The 21769-nt window shown below is 54.5% G+C and carries 21 protein-coding genes; 11 read left to right on the forward strand and 10 right to left on the reverse strand.

Going from position 1 to position 21769, the window contains the following annotated elements:
• Positions 1–18 precede the first annotated feature (18 nt).
• Positions 19–915, reverse strand: a complete 897-nt coding sequence (yhfZ, locus tag NH461_RS16675) for a GntR family transcriptional regulator YhfZ (RefSeq protein ID WP_261603743.1) — start codon at positions 913–915, stop codon at positions 19–21.
• Positions 916–1137: 222 nt separating this feature from the next.
• Here yhfZ and NH461_RS16680 point away from each other — a divergent pair, with 222 nt between their 5' ends.
• Complete coding sequence (locus NH461_RS16680) at positions 1138–1620, forward strand: glutathione peroxidase (RefSeq protein WP_261603744.1); 483 nt, start codon at positions 1138–1140, stop codon at positions 1618–1620.
• A 20-nt stretch (positions 1621–1640) separates the two neighbouring features.
• Here the strand turns inward: NH461_RS16680 and NH461_RS16685 are convergent, their stop codons facing one another.
• On the reverse strand, positions 1641–2609 hold the full coding sequence (locus NH461_RS16685) for a CHAD domain-containing protein (RefSeq protein ID WP_261603745.1): 969 nt from the start codon (positions 2607–2609) through the stop codon (positions 1641–1643).
• Positions 2610–2915: 306 nt separating this feature from the next.
• On the opposite strand from NH461_RS16685, the gene hppD reads away from it, so the two are divergent.
• The gene (hppD, locus tag NH461_RS16690) at positions 2916–3992 is read left to right on the forward strand and encodes a 4-hydroxyphenylpyruvate dioxygenase (protein ID WP_261603746.1); all 1077 of its coding nucleotides are present in this window, start codon (positions 2916–2918) and stop codon (positions 3990–3992) included.
• A 68-nt stretch (positions 3993–4060) separates the two neighbouring features.
• Here the strand turns inward: hppD and NH461_RS16695 are convergent, their stop codons facing one another.
• The 5 genes from NH461_RS16695 to NH461_RS16715 form a co-directional block, all read right to left on the reverse strand.
• The gene (locus NH461_RS16695; protein ID WP_261603747.1) at positions 4061–4555 is read right to left on the reverse strand and encodes a MarR family winged helix-turn-helix transcriptional regulator; all 495 of its coding nucleotides are present in this window, start codon (positions 4553–4555) and stop codon (positions 4061–4063) included.
• A 182-nt stretch (positions 4556–4737) separates the two neighbouring features.
• Entirely contained in the window at positions 4738–5745 is a 1008-nt protein-coding gene (gene proX / locus NH461_RS16700; RefSeq protein ID WP_261603748.1) for a glycine betaine/L-proline ABC transporter substrate-binding protein ProX, read from the reverse strand.
• Complete coding sequence (proW, locus tag NH461_RS16705) at positions 5745–6845, reverse strand: glycine betaine/L-proline ABC transporter permease ProW (protein ID WP_261603749.1); 1101 nt, start codon at positions 6843–6845, stop codon at positions 5745–5747. Before proW ends, proX begins: the two co-directional genes overlap by 1 nt.
• Positions 6846–6848: 3 nt before the next feature.
• Entirely contained in the window at positions 6849–8036 is a 1188-nt protein-coding gene (gene proV / locus NH461_RS16710; protein ID WP_261603750.1) for a glycine betaine/L-proline ABC transporter ATP-binding protein ProV, read from the reverse strand.
• 313 nt (positions 8037–8349) lie between these two features.
• Positions 8350–9390 (reverse strand): Preprotein translocase subunit SecY, encoded by a 1041-nt coding sequence (locus tag NH461_RS16715; RefSeq protein WP_261603751.1) that lies wholly within the window; start codon positions 9388–9390, stop codon positions 8350–8352.
• Between the two features lie 454 nt (positions 9391–9844).
• Between NH461_RS16715 and NH461_RS16720 the strand changes: the two genes are divergently transcribed.
• From NH461_RS16720 to NH461_RS16760, 9 genes are all read left to right on the forward strand, one after another.
• On the forward strand, positions 9845–10297 hold the full coding sequence (locus NH461_RS16720) for an acyl-CoA thioesterase (RefSeq protein WP_261603752.1): 453 nt from the start codon (positions 9845–9847) through the stop codon (positions 10295–10297).
• 504 nt (positions 10298–10801) lie between these two features.
• Positions 10802–11509 carry a hypothetical protein gene (locus tag NH461_RS16725; protein WP_261603753.1) on the forward strand — a complete coding sequence of 236 codons (708 nt, stop codon included), beginning with the start codon at positions 10802–10804 and terminating at the stop codon, positions 11507–11509.
• Complete coding sequence (locus NH461_RS16730; protein WP_261603754.1) at positions 11506–12204, forward strand: ABC transporter ATP-binding protein; 699 nt, start codon at positions 11506–11508, stop codon at positions 12202–12204. Before NH461_RS16725 ends, NH461_RS16730 begins: the two co-directional genes overlap by 4 nt.
• Positions 12192–13472: an ABC transporter permease gene (locus NH461_RS16735; protein WP_410000127.1), complete on the forward strand. Its 1281-nt coding sequence runs from the start codon at positions 12192–12194 to the stop codon at positions 13470–13472. The genes NH461_RS16730 and NH461_RS16735 overlap by 13 nt, the downstream gene beginning before the upstream one ends.
• A gap of 13 nt (positions 13473–13485) precedes the next feature.
• The gene (locus NH461_RS16740) at positions 13486–14271 is read left to right on the forward strand and encodes an outer membrane lipoprotein-sorting protein (RefSeq protein ID WP_261603755.1); all 786 of its coding nucleotides are present in this window, start codon (positions 13486–13488) and stop codon (positions 14269–14271) included.
• A 1-nt stretch (position 14272) separates the two neighbouring features.
• On the forward strand, positions 14273–15553 hold the full coding sequence (locus tag NH461_RS16745; protein WP_261603756.1) for a hypothetical protein: 1281 nt from the start codon (positions 14273–14275) through the stop codon (positions 15551–15553).
• Position 15554: 1 nt separating this feature from the next.
• The gene (locus NH461_RS16750; protein WP_261603757.1) at positions 15555–16592 is read left to right on the forward strand and encodes a sensor histidine kinase; all 1038 of its coding nucleotides are present in this window, start codon (positions 15555–15557) and stop codon (positions 16590–16592) included.
• A gap of 14 nt (positions 16593–16606) precedes the next feature.
• Positions 16607–17428 (forward strand): LytR/AlgR family response regulator transcription factor, encoded by an 822-nt coding sequence (locus tag NH461_RS16755; protein WP_261603758.1) that lies wholly within the window; start codon positions 16607–16609, stop codon positions 17426–17428.
• A 78-nt stretch (positions 17429–17506) separates the two neighbouring features.
• Entirely contained in the window at positions 17507–17755 is a 249-nt protein-coding gene (locus NH461_RS16760) for a hypothetical protein (RefSeq protein ID WP_261603759.1), read from the forward strand.
• Between the two features lie 113 nt (positions 17756–17868).
• Here the strand turns inward: NH461_RS16760 and NH461_RS16765 are convergent, their stop codons facing one another.
• The 3 genes from NH461_RS16765 to NH461_RS16775 all read right to left on the reverse strand — a co-directional run bounded on the left by NH461_RS16765 (position 17869) and on the right by NH461_RS16775 (position 21719).
• The gene (locus NH461_RS16765) at positions 17869–19212 is read right to left on the reverse strand and encodes a TldD/PmbA family protein (protein WP_261603760.1); all 1344 of its coding nucleotides are present in this window, start codon (positions 19210–19212) and stop codon (positions 17869–17871) included.
• Positions 19212–20597 carry a TldD/PmbA family protein gene (locus tag NH461_RS16770; protein WP_261603761.1) on the reverse strand — a complete coding sequence of 462 codons (1386 nt, stop codon included), beginning with the start codon at positions 20595–20597 and terminating at the stop codon, positions 19212–19214. Before NH461_RS16770 ends, NH461_RS16765 begins: the two co-directional genes overlap by 1 nt.
• Before the next feature lie 138 nt (positions 20598–20735).
• Positions 20736–21719 carry a CobW family GTP-binding protein gene (locus tag NH461_RS16775; RefSeq protein ID WP_261604638.1) on the reverse strand — a complete coding sequence of 328 codons (984 nt, stop codon included), beginning with the start codon at positions 21717–21719 and terminating at the stop codon, positions 20736–20738.
• Positions 21720–21769: the final 50 nt, after the last annotated feature.

The following is a 21769-nucleotide window of genomic DNA, read 5'->3' on the forward strand; positions in this document are numbered from 1 at the left end:
CGCTCCTGTATAGCGGGTTTAGTAATTCGGGGTGATCTCGCCCCGGACGACTTGTTGTTGGTGTTCAAGTAAAGCCGGAATATTGATGAGCTTGCGAAGCAGGGTCGTGATGTGCGGGTTATCTCCGCTGACCAGCATCACCGCTTCGGAAGCCAGCGCGCATTGCTCAATGTGATCCAGCGGTCGTTCGGCCAGACCATATTTTTTCATATCAATGGCTTCCGGCAGCCAGACTACGGCATCAATGTCACCGCTGAGCAGCAGGTTGAGACTGTCTGCGTAATTGATTTCGACGATGGTGACCGACTTGTCCTGGAAAGCCGACTGCGTCAGTAATTTTTGGTCCGGCGAGTCCGGATCCACCCCCACGCGTTGAATTTGTTCATATTCCCCCTGACGGAAGATTAATCGGTGGGGCAGTGAGTAGGAATGCTGGCCCAAATCAATAGCTGTGACCACACCGCCGGTGTAACTTTGTGCCGCCAGCTTGGACATAATGGCGATGTCATGCGTTCCGGCCATCAGGCATTCGGCCCGGGCACCGGCGCCACGCATATGGGCAAAGTACAGGGGCAGATCGCCGATTTGTTTTTTCAGTCCACTGGCCAGCCCTTCGTAATGCTTGGTATACGGGAGGGGCATGGCGCAGACGACATGAGAAAAGCCGGTCAGCTCGGCCAGTGCGCGATAGTCCAGCTTGGCGATAAACGTGCCGTTGCGCCCCTGTTTGGACAGCGCCACGGCACCTTGTTGTTCAATGGTGGTCAGGGCTTTTTGGACAAAGCCGACAGAAACGCCAATATCTTCAGATAAGGCGTCAATCGTCCGCAGCCGATCATTGACGGACGTTGACATTAAGTAACGGGCAATGCTGATAATTGCGGCCCCTTCTTTACTGATATATTGCGACTTCATAACACCTGGCTTTATCTTCAATATTTTGAATGTTTAAAATAGCACCAAGTTGATGGTTGAAACAGTCCTGAAAGAGAAAGATGAGAACTGACTCAAACTTTCTTCGTTGGGGCGATCGATCCCGGATCGACATGATGTGAAAAAGTGGGCGTTCATTTCTAATTTTCTCTGCTAGGGTAGGCAGGATACTGAGTGCTCAGGATGAAAAGGAGGCACAGAACTATGACAAGTTTTTATGCATTATCGGCAAAGAACATCCGGGGAGAAGAAATCGCGATGAGCGACTTTGCCGGCAAAGTGGTGCTGGTGGTCAACACGGCCAGTGAATGTGGGTTTACCCCGCAATATCAGGGACTGCAGGATTTGTATGCCAAATATAAAGATGACGGCTTGGTGATTCTCGGTTTCCCTTGTAATCAGTTCGGCGGGCAAGAGCCGGGGGAAAACCAGGACATTGCCCAGTCCTGCCAGATCAATTACGGGGTAGAATTTCCGATGTTTGAAAAGGTGGATGTCAACGGGGCCAATTGCCATCCGGTGTTTCAGTTTCTCAAGCGCGCGCAGCCGGGGCTGTTCGGCAATAAAATCAAATGGAACTTTACCAAGTTTCTGATCGGCAGGGATGGCAAGCCGCTGAAACGTTATGCGCCAACCAAGCGGCCGGAATCGATCGAAGGCGAGATTGTCAAAGCACTGCGAAGCTAGGCTCGCAATGTTTGTGTCTTCTAGCTTTTGGCATGGTACAGCGACGTATAGCTGTCGATATTGTTTGATGCCGTAAAGTCCTGCAGTTGCTGGAGCGCCCGCGCTTTGGCGGCCAGATGATGCCGGCGGGTGACTTCCTTCAATTGTGTCATGGCCAGGTGACTCGGGCTCTCCGGATGATTGTTGCTCAAGTAGTGATCAAAAAAGATTAACTGGGTGGACGTGTCGTTGAAATCGCCCAGTTCGTCCTGTAATTGCTTTAAATGATGAATTTGCGCCTGGATCTTTTTGGGTGGAAAAAGCGGCGTGAAGTACTCCAGCAGATAGCGCAGTTTTTTGCAGCAGATCCGTAACTGGTGGATGTTCTCATCCGGACTGTCGTTATTGAGGGTGTTGCAGATGCTGAGCGTGTGTTGGAAGTGTTTCCAGAGGATAGCCTGGGCAAACGGCTTACTTTTACGGTGTCCCGGGTCAGCCGGGGAAGCTTCCAGCTCTTTGATTAAGCCTTTGACCTGTTGGCATTGCTGCTCGTAATTCTCCGTTTTTAACCATCTCTTGACCGCTTTATAGGTGGCTTCCCGTTCATGCTGCAGGGTGTCGACGAAACAACTGAGCCCCTGATGATACTGATGATCGAGCACGGAAAAGTAATCATCGATCTGCGCTAAAAAAACATCGAGATCCCGTAGCTGATTGGTTTTCTGCATCAGGGTTTTGAGGGTCAGGTTTAACATTTTCTGCTGGCGCGGCACAAACAGGGTTTTCATCAGGCTGATGAGCGCGCGACAGCGGCGCAGAGAGACCCGGTACTGATGGAGGAACTCGTTATCGTCATCACGGATAATCCCGGGTTCATGCAGCCGGGCATGACGAAATTCATTGCGCAGGAAATGGTAGGTCGGCAGGTAAATATCTGCGGAGGCCGACAACGGGACTTCCGGCTTTTTTTTCTTGGGAAGTTTTAGCTTATCTCGCTTATTCACGTTCATTTATTCACCTCACTATCAAGGATAGACCGTGAAATCCTGCCGGTGAATGGCGCGCGCAAGATTTCACATCGGGTGATCAAGGAAATACTAGGATCCGGTTTCTTCTCGGGAATGATTGGTACTGCCCATACTGGTGTACAGTCGGACAACGGGCCTGACTGATGCAAATTGCCACTGGCAATCATGGTTTACAAGGGTTGTTTACATTTGTTTAACATTGATTTCTCTGCAAATGTCTCATCCTTCGGCAGGAAATGCTAATCCTATAAGTAATGGCTACAGATCATACAAAGTGAGGAAATAAGGATGAACAAAATGATTGATAATCCAATGGGAACGGATGGCTTTGAATTTGTAGAGTATACCGCGCCGACTCCGGAAGGGATTGCCAATTTGAAGAACCTGTTTCGCCTGATGGGCTTTGCCGAAGTGGCGAAGCACAAGCATAAGTCGGTTTGGCTCTATCGTCAGGGGGATATCAATTTTATCGTCAATGGCGAAGCGCACTCGCAAGCGGCTGGATTTGCCGGGGTTCATGGGGCCAGCGTAAACGCGATGGCATTTCGGGTGCAGGATTCCAGCCAGGCGCTGGCCTATGCGGTCGAGAAGGGTGCAACCCCTTGTGCGGCCCAGGCGGGACCGATGGAGCTGAATATTCCGGCTATTTACGGGATTGGTGAGTCGCTGATTTATCTGGTCGACCGTTATGGCGAGCATGATATCTACGAGATCGATTTTGATTATTATCCGGATTACAAGGCACGGATGGCAAAACTGGATGCCGGGCTCAAGGTGATCGACCACCTGACGCACAATGTGCAGCGCGGCAACATGGATTTGTGGGCCAGCTTCTATGAGAAGATTGCGAATTTCCGTGAGATCCGCCATTTCGACATCAAAGGGAAAATGACTGGCCTGCTGTCGCGCGCTATGACTTCACCTTGCGGCAAAATCCGGATCCCGATCAACGAGTCCAGCGATGATAAATCTCAAATTGCTGAATATCTGGAGCAGTACAACGGGGAAGGGATCCAGCATATCGCGCTGAGTACCGAGAATATCCTGACCACGGTTAAAACCCTGAAAGACGGTGGGTTGGCCTTCATGGATACGCCGGATACCTACTATGAAGGGATCAACCAGCGGGTACCGCAGCACAAGGAAGATATTGCCAAGTTGAATGAGCTGAAGGTTTTGATCGATGGTGATCAGAGCGGGATCCTGTTGCAAATCTTTACCGACACCGTGATTGGTCCGGTTTTCTTTGAAATCATTCAACGTAAAGGGAATGAAGGCTTCGGGGAAGGGAACTTCCAGGCGTTGTTCGAATCGATTGAGCTCGATCAGATCCGCCGCGGGGTTCTGGACGTTGAGTCCAAATAGCGACGTGTCAGTTTAACATTGAGCCGGATCGGTGAGTCTGCACAGGCTCACCGGACGGCATCGGGTGATCACGGGTGGGGCGTATGATGCTGCCCGTTTGGCTCGAACCCCACTTCCAGTACAGGTGCAACCTCCAGATCCTGAGCATTCATCATGGTCGATATCCGCTGCACCGACGATAAGATTAAGGTTTGCTCCCATTCATTCAACCGCTGAAACTGCTTAATGAAGTTGTCTTGCAGTGGTAGCGGGGCCTGATCCAGCACGATATTACCTTGGTCTGTTAAGTACGCATTGACCTTGCGTCTGTCCTTGGTGTTTCGGCACCGGATCACCATCCCGCGTTTTTCCAACCGATCGATAATGCTGGTGGCGGTCGCCTGGCTCATATTGGTATTGATTGAAAGCTGGCGAATGGTCACTTCGCCTGAACTGCGGATTGCCCGCATGATCAGTAGTTGCGGGCCGGTCAGGCCGAAATCTTTATTCAGTTGCCGGGAGTGTAGATCGACGGCGCGGATGATCTGCCGAATCGCAATGAGCACTTCTTCATGGATATCCAAGATTCCCTCCTTCTGATGTCACTTCAGGGTTCATCGTATTGCGTGAGTCGGATAGCCGCCGCAGCGATTCTCCGACTCTTGCGATCTGTTTGTAGCAGCCCGCTTTTACAGCGGTCTTGTGATGGAAGCCTTATTGATGCGGGCCTTCGATGGCGGCTGCCGATTTGTGATGGGTCTTGTGGCTAGAGCTGCGCTTTTTTCGCTTCGGCAATCCAGCGGTCGAAGGTGCCCTGATTGGCCTTAATCCAGCCGTTGGCGTGCGCTTCAATATCTTTCTGCGAGTTGCTCCCTTTACTCATCATCATGTTCTGAGCACTGACCGCGTTAATGTCCAGTTTCATAATTTCAAACAGGCGTGCAGCCGCCGGGTTCTCTTGCGTGAATTTTTTGTTGGCAACAATCTTCATGGCATTCATTTCGAAGCCGAAGTTCTTGCCGTTTGGCAGCGTCGTATCAATGTCTTTCCGCTCACCCGGCAGGGCAGAGAACGGGACTTCCAGCCAGACGACGTCTTTGCCCGGTACCATCACACCACTGACCCAGTATGGGGTCCAGGTGTAGTAGAGCACCGGCTCACCTTTTTTATAACGGGAGATGGTGTCTGCGATGATAGCCGCGTAATTGCCCTGATTGTGAGTGACGGTGTCACGCAGTCCGTAAGCGGTCAGCTGCTCTTCGACAACCAGCTCACAGCCCCAACCCGGATTACAACCGGTCAGGTCCGCTTTACCGTCACCGTTGGCATCGAACAGTTTGGCAATTTTTGGATCTTTCAACTGAGCAATATTGTTGATGCCGTATTTTTCAGCGGTTTTCTTATCGATCAGATAGCCCTGTGCGGCGCCGGAGATATATTCGCCTTTGCGGAAGAACTTATTGTCGCCACCGGCCATGGTGTACTTATCGGCGTGCAGGGGGAACCAGCCAACCGTCAGATAGGTGGCATCACCTTCGGCAATGGAGGTATAAGCGACGTTGTAATCCACTTCTTTGGTTGGTTTCACCTCGTAGCCCAGCGCTTCCATGGCTTTGTTCACAATCAGGGTCTGAAACGTTTCCTCAGCCACGGTGGACTGTACCGGTTGCACGGTGACACCTTCGCCCGGCAGTGATTCGGCGTAAGTTGAGGTTGAAATAGCTGCCGTCAGGAGCGTGGTTAGCGTGAAACCTTTCTTCCATGAATCGTTCATTATTGCTCTCCTAGTTTTTTCACATGATTTGATGATGAAAAGCGTTTTTTCAGCCGGTAGATCACAGAGACCGGCCCGGTTTGGTACCAGCGGGTTTTGTTGTCCCGACTCTCGGTACCAATGGTTTGGGTGATGCGATCGAGCAAGATCGCCAGGATCACGATGCCGAGGCCGCCGACCGCCGCCATCCCCATGTCCAATCGGCCGATACCGCGCAGTACCATCTGGCCCAATCCGCCGACGGCAATCATCGAGGCGATCACCACCATGGAGAGGGACAGCATCAGGGTCTGGTTCACCCCGGCCATAATGGTCGGCATGGCCAGCGGCAGTTGGATGCGATACAGCATTTGTTTCGGATTGGCCCCGAACGCATGACCGGCTTCAATCAGCTCTTCCGGCACTTGCTGGATCCCCAGAATGGTCAGGCGGACGATGGGGGGCAGGGCGAAGATAATAGTGACGACGACCCCTGGCACATTCCCGATCCCGAACAGCATGACAATCGGCACCAGATAAACAAAGGCCGGAGTCGTCTGCATGGCATCAAGCACGGGCCGGACAAACCGTGCTGCTGTGTCGCTGCGTGAGAGCCAGATCCCCATGGGGAGGCCGATCAAGAGGCAGAAGAACACGGAGGTCATCACCAGAGACAGCGTCACCATGGCTTCAGACCAGGCCCCAATCAGTCCGATAGATAGTAGGGACAGCAGGGAGGCAATGCCCATTCGCGGCCCGGCCAGCTGCCAGGCAATCAGGAACAGGATCAGCAACATCAGCGGTGCGGGTGTGGCCGTCAGCGCAGTTTCAAATGAAGTGAGGATGAAATCGATGGGGACACGAATAGCTTGGAATACCGGTCGGCCATGTTCGACCATCCAATTCAGGGCAGTTTCAACCCATTGATCAAATGGGATCACCGCATCCTGAAACGGGTGAAGCCAGTCAAAGGTGTCTGGCTCAGCGGGGGCAGCCTGGGTCAGCCAGCTGGTATCTCCGCTGCTGGTGGTATCCGTAGCCCAAGGATCGGCTGGTGCGCTGGAAGTGGACCAGGGATCGTTGGCTGCCGGGGTCGGGTTGGATTGCGTCTCAGTCGCCATGAATTACTCCCTATCCAGTGTCTGTAGCAGGCGTGATTTGGTGATCACGCCGTAGTAAGTGCCGTCGTCATCCACCACGGGCACAGCGTAAGGCACATCAGCGACCTGGCCGATCAGTTCGCCGAGGGGCACATTGGGTTGAATTGAAATCGTGTCTTGCAGCAGGGCACGACTCAGTGGCGACTGCGCCTGATGCGCTTGCTTGAGGGAGTCGATGGAGACGATGCCGGTATATTTGCCGTCTTTTTCCACCACAATGCCGTACTCTCGGTCATGATCCATCAGCATTTGCATGGCCGCGGCCGGACCATCATTGTCATGTTTCTTGAACACCGCTGCGGGCTTCTTCCGGGCAATGTCCTTGGCCGAGAAAACCGTCGCGACATTCACGCCGCGGAAAAACGAGCTGACATAGTTATTGGCCGGGTGGTGGAGGATCTCGTCCGGGGTGCCGACCTGAACCACGACGCCATCTTGCATAATGGCGATGCGATCCCCGATGCGCATGGCTTCGTCCAGATCGTGGGAAATGAACACAATAGTGCGCTTGTCGTCGTTTTGCAGCCGGATCAGCTCATCTTGCATTTCGGTCCGGATGAGGGGGTCAAGTGCCGAAAAGGCCTCATCCATCAACAGAATGTCCGGATCATTGGCCAAGGCGCGGGCCAGGCCGACCCGTTGCTTCATCCCGCCGGAAAGCTCATCGGGATAGGAGTCGCCATGGCTACCCAGACCGACACGCTTGAGGGCGGCCAGTGCTTTCTGGTTCCGGGCTTCGGTATCCACTCCGGCGAGTTCCAGCCCGAAAGCGGCATTTTCCAGCACGGTCATGTGTGGCATGAGCGCAAAGTTCTGAAATACCATCGAGATTTGTTGACGACGCACGTCACGTAGCGCCTCGTCAGAGATGTGGGCGATGTCTTTGCCGTTGAGCAGGACACTGCCGCGGGTGGGTTCGATTAGGCGATTCAGCAGGCGGACCAAAGTGGATTTTCCTGAGCCGGAGAGTCCCATGATCACGAAAATTTCACCTTGATTGATAGATAAAGAAACATCCTGGACACCAACGGTCAGCCCGGTCTGGTCAAAAATCCGATCTTTATCCAGCCCCTTCTCCAGCAAGGGGAAAGCCTCTTGCGGTGTTTCTCCAAACACTTTGTACAGGCTTTGAACTTCTAACATAGTCGACATGATTTGCATCCTTGGCTTTGACTTTGTTTTGCGTTGTAGAGCAAAAAAGTGCAAATTTCTATAGAACTCTAAACATTGGTGTGGGCTTTTTCAAGGGTTTGTTCGGTGTCTAAGGGTGAGTTTTATATTAACTTATTGATTGGTAATGATTAAAATCATTCTTGACGATTTAATTGGTTAGGGTTGTAAATGTTTGTGTTGATGTCTTGCGGCTCTGTAAAGAGTATAGATGAGATCAAAAAGCCCGCGGCCATTCAGTGTCATGCTGAGTGGCCGCGGGCTTTTGTGAGAAATGTGCGGAATGACGAAGGGTCTAGACTTCGGCGGTGCCATGCCACTGGTAATGGTTATTCGGCTTTTTGCTCACCATGCCTTCGGTCAGTAATTGTTTGAAAATGGCATCGACTTCTTCAGGACTGATTTTCAGGTAACGGCTGACGGCGCGCTTGGTGCAGTTCACCTGGTTGGTGCGCAGCGCTTCGATCGCTTGTTGATACGGCGTCAGGGACTGGTTTGGCGTCTCCGTAGCCGGTGTGTCCTGTTCCGGCTGTGAAGGCGCTGGTTGCTCGGATTCTGCTTCAGCGTAATGGTCCGGTTGCGGGCCGGATGCCTGATGGGTCAACAACTCCGGTGCCTGCGTGATGCCGCTGTCAAAAGCATCAATGGTGATTGGGTTCAGGCGGCGGAACTGGTTCCGGAACCGCAGTTCTTCACCGATCAGGCCAACGAAGAAGGCAGCAAAGAAATCCAGCAGTACCGACAGGAAGATCACCAGTCCCAACTGCGCGGTCTGGGTCTGAACATTGAGTGATTTCGCCAGGCTGTCAATCAGGCCGAGCACTGAGCCCTGGCTGACCACGGGCAAGCTGTCGCGCTCAATCGCCAGGGATTGTTGTTGCTCTCGCAGCTTGTTGTTTTCTCGTTGAATTCGGGTTACACCCGTGGCGATGCGCTCCATCTGAATGTATTTTTCAGCGGCGATATTATTGAGCTGGATCTGTTTTTCAATTGCTTCAATCTGCATGTTGTAGCTATTGATTTTGCTTTGCTGCACGTTGACATGGCTTTGCGCTTTATTGGTTGCGCTGTTGATCCCCCCGACGGAGCCCCCAATCGAGATTGCGGCCAAAACACTGTAGAAAGCGAAGGCGGAAAAAGCCCCGGCGTAGTTGCGACGCGCGCGACGTTCACCAAATTCATACCAGGCAAAGAATTTCCCCAGTTCGAAAATCACGGCCAGGCCACCGAACAGCAGCTGCATCACCGGATCTTCATCGATGGACAGGAATAGCAATAGAGAGAAAATAATCGAGGCAAGGATCGATGCGCCGGTAAAACCATATACCGTCCACATCGCGAAAGCTCCCTTGGGGAAGCGTACCGGTAGTGTATCGTTGTAAATCATAGAAACTGGGTCTGTATCGTAAAGCGCGCTGGCTGTACTACGGGGCTTGCCGGAACGTCCGCCAAGCCGTAATCAGGCGGTCAAAAGGTGACTTAGGATACCCCATTATGAGTCTGGAGCCCTTATAAAATAAGGCTTCCGGCGGTTTTACGGCGGAATTTTACACGGCGCTTTCATAACTGTGTGAATCTTCACCAGAGCACGCGATGCCTGTATGCGCCTTACCGGCCCGCAGCATTGCCGCTGTCACTCGGCGGTACCTGAAAGTGTGCAGCCGCAGACGGGTTTGTTTTCTGATTATTGTGGTTTTGTTGGGTTGGCGTTAGATTAAATGCTCTAGTCGCGGGTCGCTGATCAGGGATTTGCAGGCTCATCGTGGGTTTAACCAAGGCAAGGAGCAAACATGAAAGAGCTTTTACAGGGGTATCCGGTGGTGACAGAAATACCGGTTGCCTGGGGAGAAATGGACGCCTTCAGTCATGTCAATAATGTGGTCTATTTTCGATACTTCGAGACGGCCCGGATAGACTATTTCCGCGATATCGATTTGATGGAAGAGATGAAGCAGACCGGGATTGGCCCGGTACTGGGCGAGACCCAATGCCGCTATAAATTGCCGGTCACTTTCCCCGATACCCTGTATGTCGGCAGTCGGGTGTCGTCGCTGCAAGCAGATCGATTTACGATGGAATATGCCATCGTCAGTCAAAAGCTGGGCGCGGTGGCCACGACCGGCTCGGCGACGGTGGTGATGTTTAATTTCAAAACCAGTCAGAAAGCAACTATGACGCCGGAGCTGATTTCCCGGATTGAAACCCTGGAAGCGCGTGCGCTGCTGGCGCAGCCGGTAGATTAGTCATTTCTTCAATCATTCCTGCAATACAGTAGCCCGAGAATATGCCGACGGGCTACTGCCGATTCTTCTCTCCATTCTGCACAATTCTGTTGTCCCTCTGTTTCATTCTTGATGTCTGCACGCTTCACAATCCGGTCTGAATGACTCGGTGTGCTCTGACTTTCCCGTTTGCGGGTGAAGCTCTTGGGTGTGTTCGGGCGCGCTGCTGCCGAGTTGATTTGGTTGCCGCTGTTTGTTCGTGATCCAAGACATTTCAGTTGCCGATTTGACGGTTTCATCTTCGCCTCTGCCATTCGGTCGATTTTTTCTGCGGTTCGCGACCACAGCACGGCGTTGGTCGCATGCGCCCGCACATTGATGCTGTTTTCCTTACGCTCTGTCGTAACAGCTCAGGGAAAAGGTCGATGTGCTCTGGGCCATACCCGATGAAGAAGGAGAGAAATCATGAAGCCGCTATCTATTCACTTGCAATCTATTCACTCGCTATCAACGAAATCGTTATCCATGAAACCACGATTGCTTAAGAAAGGGCTGATGAACATTGGCCGCTGGAGCATCCTGAGCATCAGCCTGCTGTGTGCCGGGATGAGTCAGGCTGAATCCCTCGATGTCATGATTGAGCAGTACAACCAGGTCGCGCTTGGCCAAGCCGACAATATCGATGATGTACACACCCAGTTTGAGCAGTTGATTACCGAGCAGGGCGCTTCACCCATTGCGTTGATCTACCTCGGTAGCACCCAGACGCTCAAAGCCGGAGAAACCTGGCTGCCCTGGAAAGCAATGCGTCTGGTCGAGGAGGGCGTCGCCAAGATTGAAAAAGGGCTGAGTTTACAGGCAGCAAGCCTTGTGCCCCTGACGCAGCAGCGGGTGCTGTCCGGGATCCCGGAGTCCTTTTTGGCCCAGGCGATCGCCGCTTCCACACTGACGAGCTTACCGGAGATGTTCCATCAGTTTGAGCCGGGATTTGAACTGTATCTGTCGCTGTTAGCCTTGCCTGAATTTGAACAGGCCCCTTATGAAGCCACGGCCTGGATCTATCATCGCGCCGTTGAAGCCGCGATTCGCGCCGGGGATCGCGTTCAGGCCAACCAGTGGCTGGCGGTGATGCGTGCTCACAATTCAGAGCATCCACTGACACAGCAGACGCAAGCCTTGATAGAGCAACAGCAGGCGCAAGCCCTGATTGAGCAACAACAGGAGGCCGCATGATTCGATTTGAAAATCTGCGCAAGTGCTACGCGTTGGGCCATCAATCCGTTGCGGCACTTCAGGGTGTTTCCGGCGTGATTGAGACGGGCGAGATGGTGGCACTGTGTGGGCCGTCAGGCTCCGGTAAAAGCACCCTTCTCAATATTCTGGGACTGCTGGATCTCGATTATCAGGGAGAGATGGTGTTTGGTGAAAACCCATCGGCACTGTTCCCGGCACCCAGACATCCGGACGACGCAGCGCGTTTGCGTCGCAGCCAGCTCGGGTTTGTGTTTCAGAAGTTCAACCTGGTGCCGGTGATGACGGCATTGGAGAACGTGGCTTATCCGCTGCATCTCAATGGGATTTCAAGAGCAGATCAACAGCGCCAGGCGCGGCAGATGCTGGAGAAAGTCGGCCTCGGTGAATGCCTCGATCAGCGCCCGGACCACCTTTCCGGCGGGCAGCAACAACGGGTTGCCATTGCCCGGGCCCTGGTCCATCGGCCCTCTCTGGTGATTGCCGATGAGCCGACGGCCAGCCTTGATAGCCAGAGTGCCAATCAGGTCATTGATCTGATGAAGTGCCTGGGCCACGAAGTGGGGACGACGTTCGTGATTGCAACGCATGATCCGCGCATGGCGCAGCGTTGTGACCGGCAGATGAACCTGCTGGACGGACAATGGATGCAGGAGGAGATGAAATGGGCAGCGTAACGTTTTCAAGCATGCGCAGTGCGCTGAATATGGCGCCGGTCCGGCTGGCCTGGCTGAACCTCAGACGTAATCGGCGCCGGAGTCTGCTGTCGGCGATGATCATTGCCATTGCGGTATTTGCTTTAACTTCCGCCGGGGGCTACGGGTTGTACACCTATGAGGCGTTGGAAGAGTCGACAGCACGGGATGTCGGCCATATCACCCTGAGTCAGCCCGGGTACTTTGAGCACGATGAAGGCGTGCCGCTCAGCCATGGACTGACCCAGAGCCAGCAGTTGATGAGCAAACTGATCGCGCATGACCAGGTGCGGGCGGTACAACCCCGGATATACTTCAACGGGTTGGTCTCCAACGGCGCCAAATCGACCATCTTCACCGGCACCGGCGTGAATGCGCGCGAGTTCACCCTGAAGGGGCCATTTCTGACCATGGAAACCGGCAAAACGCTCTCGGCGATCACCGCCAGCCGCTATGATCCGGCGTCTCCGGAAGTGATGCTGGGCACCGGGCTGGCGAAAAACATGGGCGTTGCGGTCGGTGACTGGCTGACCCTGTTGGTGACCACCAGTGAAGGTGTGCTGAATGCGATGGACTTTCGGGTTCGCGGCACGTTTTCAACCGGCGTGCCGGAGCTGGACAAACGCCAGCTGTATATCCATATCCATCCGGCTCAGGAACTGCTGCAATCGGACAAGGTCAGCACGCTGTCGGTATTTCTGACCCATACGGCAGATACCCGGGCGATGCTGACAACCATCCGCCAGCAACTGGACACATTCAGTGGGCTCCCGCCGATTGCACTGACACCTTGGCAGGAGCGTGCTTTTTTCTATCAGAATGTCAAAAGCCTCTATGACCTGATCTTCGGCATGATGGGCGGCGTGATGGGATTGGTGGTGTTCGTCGCCCTGTTCAATACCCTGACGATGTCAGTCACTGAGCGGACCCGGGAAATCGGGACGCTGGCAGCGCTCGGCAGTGGCCGGAGCGAAATCATGGCCGGGTTTCTCCGTGAGGCGGGGCTGCTGGCCCTGATGGGCTCGTTGCTGGGGGCCTTGCTGACGGCGGCCGTCAGCCTGTATCTGCTGCTGATCCCGGTCAACATGCCACCGCCACCTGGATACAGCGAAGGCTATCCGCTGCATGTGGATTTCTCACCGGGGCTGGTGGCCGGAACATCCATGGTGGTTCTCTTTATTTGTCTGGGCGCTGCCTATTTCTCAGCCCGTAAAGGACTCAACAAACCGATCACGGAGGCACTGGCTTAGGTTTAATCGCGCGATGTTTTGGACCGGTCAGCTCAAACGCTTGGGTTTGGCATTGGCACTGAGTGTGGTTGCCTGCGGGGTGTCGGCACAAACGGGTTTATCTGTGGACGCTGTGGATGCGTTGTTACAGCAGGCCGACCAGTATCGTCAGGGCAGTGATGCGGCGAAAGTCGTGTCGGTGGTCACCTTGTATCAGGATGGCGAGCTGGACAAGCGCCGCCAGTACCATATTTATAACCGTCCGGAACGGGAGTCGTTGGTGCTGTTTCAATCTGCGGCGGAGGCCGGCCAGAAGATGCTGATGCTGGGGGATAACTACTGGCTGTTGATGCCGAAAAGTCGTCGCCCGATCCGGATCACGCCGATGCAGAAATTGCTGGGGGAAGCCTCGGTCGGTGATATCTCCACCCTGACCTGGAGCCAGGATTATCAGGGGCAGTGGGTTGCCGACACCGAAGTGGTGTCGGCAGACGGGACACAGTATGCCGCGCAGCAACTGGCGTTGACGGCAAAAACGTCCGGGGCCAGCTATGCCCGAATTGAACTCTGGCTGGCGCAGGGGAGTGCGTTTCCGCTGAAAGCGAATTTGTATTTGCGCTCCGGCAAGCTGGCCAAGCAAGCCTGGTTTACCCAAGGGGTGTTGGACGGAAAACCCCGGGTGGTGGCCATGACGCTGCTGGATCAAATCCAATCGGGTAAGAAAACTGTGATCGAGTATCAGCAGATCGTGCCCATGACCCTGGCGGATAAGTTCTATAACCCGGCTTATCTGTCCCGTAATCCTGTCTCGGAGCTGTGAGATGAAGCGTGGTTGGATTCGGTCGGCGGGACTTGCCCTGTCGCTCATGATCGCCGGAGAGACATCTGCGATGTCGGTGCAGTGGGATTGGGTCGCCAGTGTCGAACACCGGGAAACACAAGCCAGTGTATTTTTTCCGCAGGAATCGGTTGGCGATGAGCAGTCAATCCATGCCCTGCTGGATGTTGAACTTCGCGACGGCAACTGGGTGGGCAGCTTCGCCGTAAAAGGAGATGATCTGTACAACAGCGATCAGCAGGTCGACCCCGAGTCCCAATGGCTCGTTCGGGAACTGTTCTGGCAGGGGCCGATCGCTGACAGTGACTGGGAGCTGACCTTAGGAAAAGTGCGCTTGGGATGGGGTGTGGGTTACGGCTACCGGCCGTTGGATATCATCACCCCGTATCCGCGTCACCCGGTCGGGATCCAGGTGGAAGAAGGGGCGGGTGTGGCTTCGGTCTCGATGTTTGATCAGGCCGGGGAATGGACCATGCTGTATGCCGATACTGCCTGGGTGTCGCAGGATCGCAGTGAACTGGCCGAAGATCAGCGTGGGAGCGGCTTGCGCCGCTACTGGCTGTCTGGGGATCACGAGTGGCAGGGCATCGCGTACTATGACGATGTCCGTCATGGCCTGATGGGCGCGGGTTGGGTCACCGTGTTGGATGAAGCCTGGGCGCTGCATGTGTCTTCGGTGTATCAACGTCGATATGAGGGATTTGAGCTCCCGGCCTCGCCTCAGGCCCCGGTACAACTGGTCACCCATCGTGACGGCTGGCAAGCCCTGTTGGGGTTCACCTGGGCCAGTGCGGCAGGGCAACAGGTGGTCCTGGAATATTGGTATGACAATCGCAGCTGGCACCATGCTCAGTGGCAAACCGCATTGCATCAGGCAGAGCAGCTACAGCGGGCGCTGGTCAGTATGCAGCAGGCCAGGAATGGCCTGAGATCCTCTTACGGCCGGGCGTTTCAGGCGGAGAATCTGGTGCGTCACAATGTCATGTTGCACTGGACCATGGATCCGGCGGTCTGGCAGCAGGGGGCGCTGACCCGAAATATTGGCTGGCTGGCGGATCTGACCCCCACGGTGGATGTGTTGTTCGCCCCTGAAGATCAGGGTGTGATTGCGACGCAATGGCTGGCGTATCCGGTCTATGACTCCGGCGAGGCGACACTCGACTTGGAACTTGCGGCCCGTTTTATGACCGGAGATCGGCAGTCAGTGTTTCAGAATTTACCCGATAAGCGTATGATTTTTTTGAATCTAAAAGGACGGTTTTAATATGGATACAATGGTGGAAGAACTCTCCCCCTGGTGGAAAAGCATCGGGATGACAGCGCTGTTCTGTCTGGTGATTGCGATTGCAACCACACTGGTTTGGCCGGGAAGTTTTTATGATGATTTGATCGTCAGTTTTGGCTACGGGATGAGTGCGGTGATCCCGGCGCGCCTGATAACTTATGGTTTCCCGCAACTGAGTCATCGGTTTGTGACGGTGAGTTCGGTCTTAACGGCCATGTTGCTGGGAACGGCGAACGCGTATTTCTGGTTGAATGATCCGGATTCGACACAGTTCCTGGAAACGATGAAAACGGTCATTTTGCTGGCGCTGATCTTTACGGTGTTGTGCTTTTACTATTTCTACAGTTACGAAAAACGCCTGCTCATGCAGCAAGCGATTGAAGCCGCCCGGCTGAAGCAGGCTGAGCAGGAAAAAGCGCTGGCCCTGAGTCAGTTGGGGCAGCTTCAGAGCCAGATTGAACCGCATTTCTTGTTCAATACGCTCGCCAATGCCATCGCACTGATTGATCAGGACAAGGAAACAGCCAAGCACGTGCTGGTGCGGCTGACGGATATGTTTCGCGGCAACCTGAACAAAAGCCGGGCGCAGTACACCACGCTGGCAGAGGAAATTGCTTTTATCTCCGCTTATTTGGATATTCAGAAAATCCGCTTAGGGGATCGGTTGGACTATGACATCACGCATCACAATGTTGATCTCCAGCAGCAGATCCCGCCTCTGATGATCCAGCCGTTGGTGGAAAATGCCGTGGATTACGGCATTGAATCCAAAGCGGAAGGGGGCCGGATCGCGCTGGTTTTCTCAGAAGCGGAAGGCGTTTTGTCCGTCGAGGTGATGGATAACGGGAACGGCTTTCAGCCAAACGCAGTGTCCGGGGGCCATGGGCTGGGGATCGAGAATATCCGCAACCGGCTTCAGGCCTTGTACGGTGAACAGGGAAGCCTGAGTATTAAAGAGCCGCCGGAAGGCGGGGTGATTGCGACGTTAAGAGTGCCGAGCATCCAGCAGGTTAAGTGAATCAGGGAGAAAAGATGGTCAACACGTTTGCTACGGCTGTGATCGCCGACGATGAGCCGGTGCTGCGGCATCATTTGAACAAAGCATTGGCGGAGGTCTGGCCGGAGCTGGACATTGTGGCTGCGGCGGGAAACGGGATCGAGGCATTAGAAGCAATCAAACAGCATCAGCCGGACGTGGTGTTTCTCGATATTCGGATGCCAGCGCTGGATGGCATGTCGGTTGCCAAGTCGCTGGCCGATTTGGCGCAGGTGCCGCACATTGTTTTTACCACAGCTTATAAAGATTATGCGGTCAACGCGTTTGAGCAGAACGCGATTGATTATCTGCTCAAACCGTTGACGGAAGCGCGGTTGGCCCAGGCCTGTGAAAAGGTCCAGCGTCGCCTGTCTGAACAGGCTGGCCGGGGCTCTCCAGACACAGGACTGGCGCCGCAGGATCTGGGGCGCTTGATTGATCAGCTCAACCATCTGACGGTGCCGGCGCCGGTTTCCTATCTCAATTGGGTCAAAGCCAGCCGGGGGGAAGATATCTATGTCATCTCGGTTGCGGATGTTCTCTATTTCAAAGCCGAAGATAAATACGTTTCGGTGTTTAAACGCAGCGACCACAAACCGGGCGCGGTGGATGAATATGTGCTGAGAATTGCACTCAAGTCATTGCTGGAGCAACTGGACCCGGAGCAGTTCTGGCAGGTGCATCGCTCCACCGTCGTTAATGTGGCGGCGATAGAGAAGGTCCACAAGGATTTTACCGGCCGGTTGTTCGCCATGGTTGGCCAGCAGAAATTACCGGTCAGCCGTAGTGCGCAGGCGCGATTTAAAGGCGTGATTTAAGCGGCAGACGGAAAGGGTTGATTTCAACGACATTTCTCAATTCCCGCTATACTTTGGACAGAGCAAAGGAGCGGAATTATGTTTGTCGCGATTAAGCATGCCATCAAAGATCCGGACGCATTCTGGCAGAAAGTGGGCGATATGCTGGCCAGCCCCCCCAGTGGGATGCAACTGCACACCACGATGATCAGTGAGCGCCATTCGCTCTGTCAGTGTATGTGGGAAGCCGAATCCATTGATGCCGTCCGGGATTATCTGGAGCCGGAGTTAGGCGGGACTTCGGTGAATACCTACTATCATATTGATCCGGATACGGCGATCGGATAGCAGCGCCTGCGTTGTGGCAAGCGGCTGATCCAAAACAAAACGGCGAGCATGATGCTCGCCGTTTTTTTAGCTTTCCAAACCCACACAGAGGCGATGCGGGTCAGGTTGGCGTGTTACTTCCCGGCAATGCTCAGCTTGGCAAAGCGGATTTTCGGCGCAAAGAAATCACGCTCGTAATCGTTTTGCAGCGTGTCGCCGACGGCGTCGATTGCTTTCAGCATTTGGTAGAAGTTCCCGGCAACTGTGATGCCACGGACCGGCTGAATGCGTTGGCCGTCGCGGCACAGGAAGCCGCTGGCACCAAAGGAGAAGTCGCCACTGACCGCATCTGCGCCGGAATGTACGCCCTGCAATTCCACCAGTTCCAGATATTCGCCCGACGTAATTTCTGCCTCAGAGCTGGCGCCGGTCGCTACCACGGTATGGCGTGAGGAAACGCCTAAACCGCCCTTAGCCGAGCGCGATGCATTGGCGGTGTTCTCAATGCCGAAGAAGCTGGCGGTATGGCTGTTGTGCAGCAGGCTTTGCAGCTGGCCTTCGCCGATGAGGATGGTGTCCGTTGTTGCATACCCTTCGCTGTCGAATGCTTTAATCGCGGAGCCGCCTTGAAGATAAGCAATATCTGAAATCGTCAGCAGCGGGCTGGCAACCTGGGTTTGTAAGGCATCTCGCCACGGGTTGATCCCTTTCATCGCCGCATGGCCGGAGAGGCACATACCAAATGCGCCAAACAGGCTGCTCAGGCAACTGAGGTCAAAAATCACCGGGTAGTTGCCGGTGGCAATCGGCGCGCCATCCAGCAGGGCTTTGGCCGTTTCGTAACCATGGTTGATGCAGTAGGCTGGGTCCAGTTCGTCAAATCGACGGCCGGAAGACATGCCGCCGTGCATCGACTGTTTGCCGTCCTGCTCATACAGAGTGTAGGCGTAGCAGTATGTCGAACGCTCCTGGTGCTGACACAGCGTCCCGCGGGTATTGGCCAGAATAATCCGACTGTCGGACTCGCCAAAGCCGTTATACGGCGCGGACGAAGCATTCGGCTTGGCCACGACACCGCTTTCCAGCGACAGGGCGAGGGCGATCTTGTCATCCACGCTGGCCTCGTCTTGCTGGTAGATTTCCTCAGCGGTGGTGGTCAGCTGGCTATCGTGACAGCGAATTGTCTGGTGCTCGTCCGGTTTGGTAAAGCGGGCATTTTGCAGTGCCTGCTCGACCATCATGTCCAGGCTGGCGGGCTCAAGCGATTCCGAATAGCTGGTGGCAATCCGTTGATCTTTGATCACCCGAACCCCAATCACCTGGCCTGAGGTCACTTTGTACTCATCCAGCTCACCGGCATTGGCTTTGAGGGAAAAGTTGTTGCTGCTGCTGGCAATCACATCGGCGTCGGCACCGGCAGCGGTCACGCGATCCAGAACCTGATCGATGGCGTGTTGAAGCGTTTGTTGATCGGCCATTAGTTACCTCCACCGACAAGAATGTTATCGACTTTCAGGGCGGGCTGACCGACGGTGGTCGGCACTGAGCCACTGACCGAGCCGCACATCCCGGCGGCCAGCGCGAAGTCCTGACCGACCATGCTGATCTCTTTCAGCACTTTCGGCCCGGTGCTGATCAGGGTGGCGGATTTGAGTGGTTTGGTGATCTGGCCGTTTTCGACCAGATAGGCTTCCTGCACGGCAAAGTTAAACTCGCCGGTGCCCGGCTGGACCGAGCCGCCGCCCATTTTCTTGGCAAAGATACCGCGCTCGACACTGGCAATCATCGCATCGAGGGAGCTGTCACCCGGTTCGATAAAGGTATTGCGCATCCGCGAGGTCGGCGCATATTTGTAGGATTCACGACGGCCTGAGCCGGTCGGTGCAAACCCGGTTTTGCGCGCTCCCATCTGATCGACCATGAAGCTGGTCAGCTTACCGTCTTTAATCAGTTGGGTGCGCTGAGTTTCCATGCCTTCGTCATCGATGTTGATTGAGCCCCACTCGTGGTTCATGGTGCCGTCATCGACAGCGCTGACCACCGGGTTGGCAATCATTTCGCCCATCTTGTCATGGAACACCGAGGCTTTCTTGGCCACCGAAGTGGTCTCCAGCAAGTGGCCACAGGCTTCGTGAAAGATCACGCCGCCGAAGCCGTTACCGATAATCACCGGCATTTCACCTGACGGGCAGTGTTCCGCATACAGCTTCACCATCGCCTGTTTGGCAACTTGCTGGCCCAGCTCGCGGGCATCCAGCCGGGTATTGAATTCCCAGCCGGTCAGCGCGCCCGGCGATTCAAAGCCGGTTGACTGCTCGTTGCCGTTTTGGGCAATCGCAGTGGCGGCAACGCGGGTATAGTGGCGGGTATCGCCGATATGCAGCCCGGTTGAGTTGAAGATTTCGATTTGCTGCTCCCGTTGCAGAATACGACCGATAAACTGGGAGATCTTCTCATCTTCGTCGCGCGCAGCCTGATCGGTATCGCGCAGAAAAGCAATCTTGGCGTCGAGGTTGGCGCCTTGCGTGAGCGGTAGCTGACACTGGTGGCGATCCGTGTAGCGGCTGAGGTTTAATGCGCCGGCCTGGGCAATCTGATCGCGTTTATCTTTGGCGGCCAGCAGGCTGGTCACGCGTTTCAGTTCTTCTTCGTCGGTACTGTTGGTATAGCCGTACAGGACTTTGTGGCCGAAGAACAGGCGGACACCGATACCAAAGTCGATACCGGAATTGACCTTGTCGATATCGCCGGAAATCAGCTCGACTGAGCTGGACTGATGATGCTCGACGAAGAGTTCGGCAAAATCGGCCCCGAGGAATAACGCATGATCAATGACTGCTTTCGCAGTAGCAGGGTTTAGCATATTTGCTCCTTGCTTATAATGACGTCCGGGCTGAGGCAGCCCCGGACAAATTTTCGATGACGCTGCAATGGATTGGATATTTTTATGTCTTCAATACTCATTAATAGCATGAAGTCGAACACAATGAGGCGTCAAGACTCAGGATTGTGCACTGGCGATCGAACACAGAATTTGCTCCAGTTCATCCCAGGGCAGAGGCTCTCTGTCGATCACTTCAATCCGCGATTCGAAGCCGTTCAGGGTCAGCTCATTGACCGAAACCACCTGATTGACCACGTTGAAGGCAAAACAGCCACGCTCGGTGTTGACCACAGCTTTCACCCGTTGGGCATTGAGGTTTGAAAACAGGCTGAACAGTTGGGAAAAGTCAAAGATCTGATCGGCGGCAAAACACCAGCCACAGCTACGGTATCCCTGACCGTTGTTTTCCCGGCGGATAAAGGCTTGCCCCGGTGCCAGCTCCAATCCCGGCAGGGGTTCGGCCGAGTCACTGGCATGGTGGTGATGGCTGTGGGCCGCTTCGCGTTCCGTTCGTTCAATCTCGAGCCAGCGAATATCCAGCGCACCTTGCTCGACTTTCCCGGTCGCGGTTTTAGCCGGTTCACATTCGGCGAGATAGGTCTCAAATGCGGCTAAATCGGCATCGCTACAGGCGTCCAGCTTGTTGGCCACTACGACATCGGCTAGCGCCAGCTGATCCTGGAAGTTCTGGTTTTGGGTATATTGTGGATCGGAAAAGTGACGTGGGTCGACCAGCGTAATCGTCGCTTTGAGATCGATGTAATCGCGATAACTCTCAGATGTCAGTTTGGCGATCACTTCTTTCGGATGGCCGAGCCCGGTTGGCTCCAGCAGCAGGCGATCCGGTTTTTGCGCCAGCAGGGCGTTGATGCCGACCGACATCGGCAGCCCGGCGACACAACACATGCAGCCGCCCGGTACTTCTTTGACGATGGCGCCTTGCTGATCAAGGATGGCGCCATCCACGCCAACATTGCCGAACTCGTTGATCAGGATTGCCCATTTTTCCCCCTCAGGCTTGCGGGCCAGCAGGGAAAGAATGGCCGTGGTTTTTCCGGCACCTAAAAAACCGGTGATAATGTTGGTCGGAATACGCTTCATCGCGGGCTCTGCTTCTCCTGTTTGCATGATCCGACCATCATATCACTCCT

It is taken from the genome of Photobacterium sp. TY1-4, assembly GCF_025398175.1.
Classification (GTDB): domain Bacteria; phylum Pseudomonadota; class Gammaproteobacteria; order Enterobacterales; family Vibrionaceae; genus Photobacterium.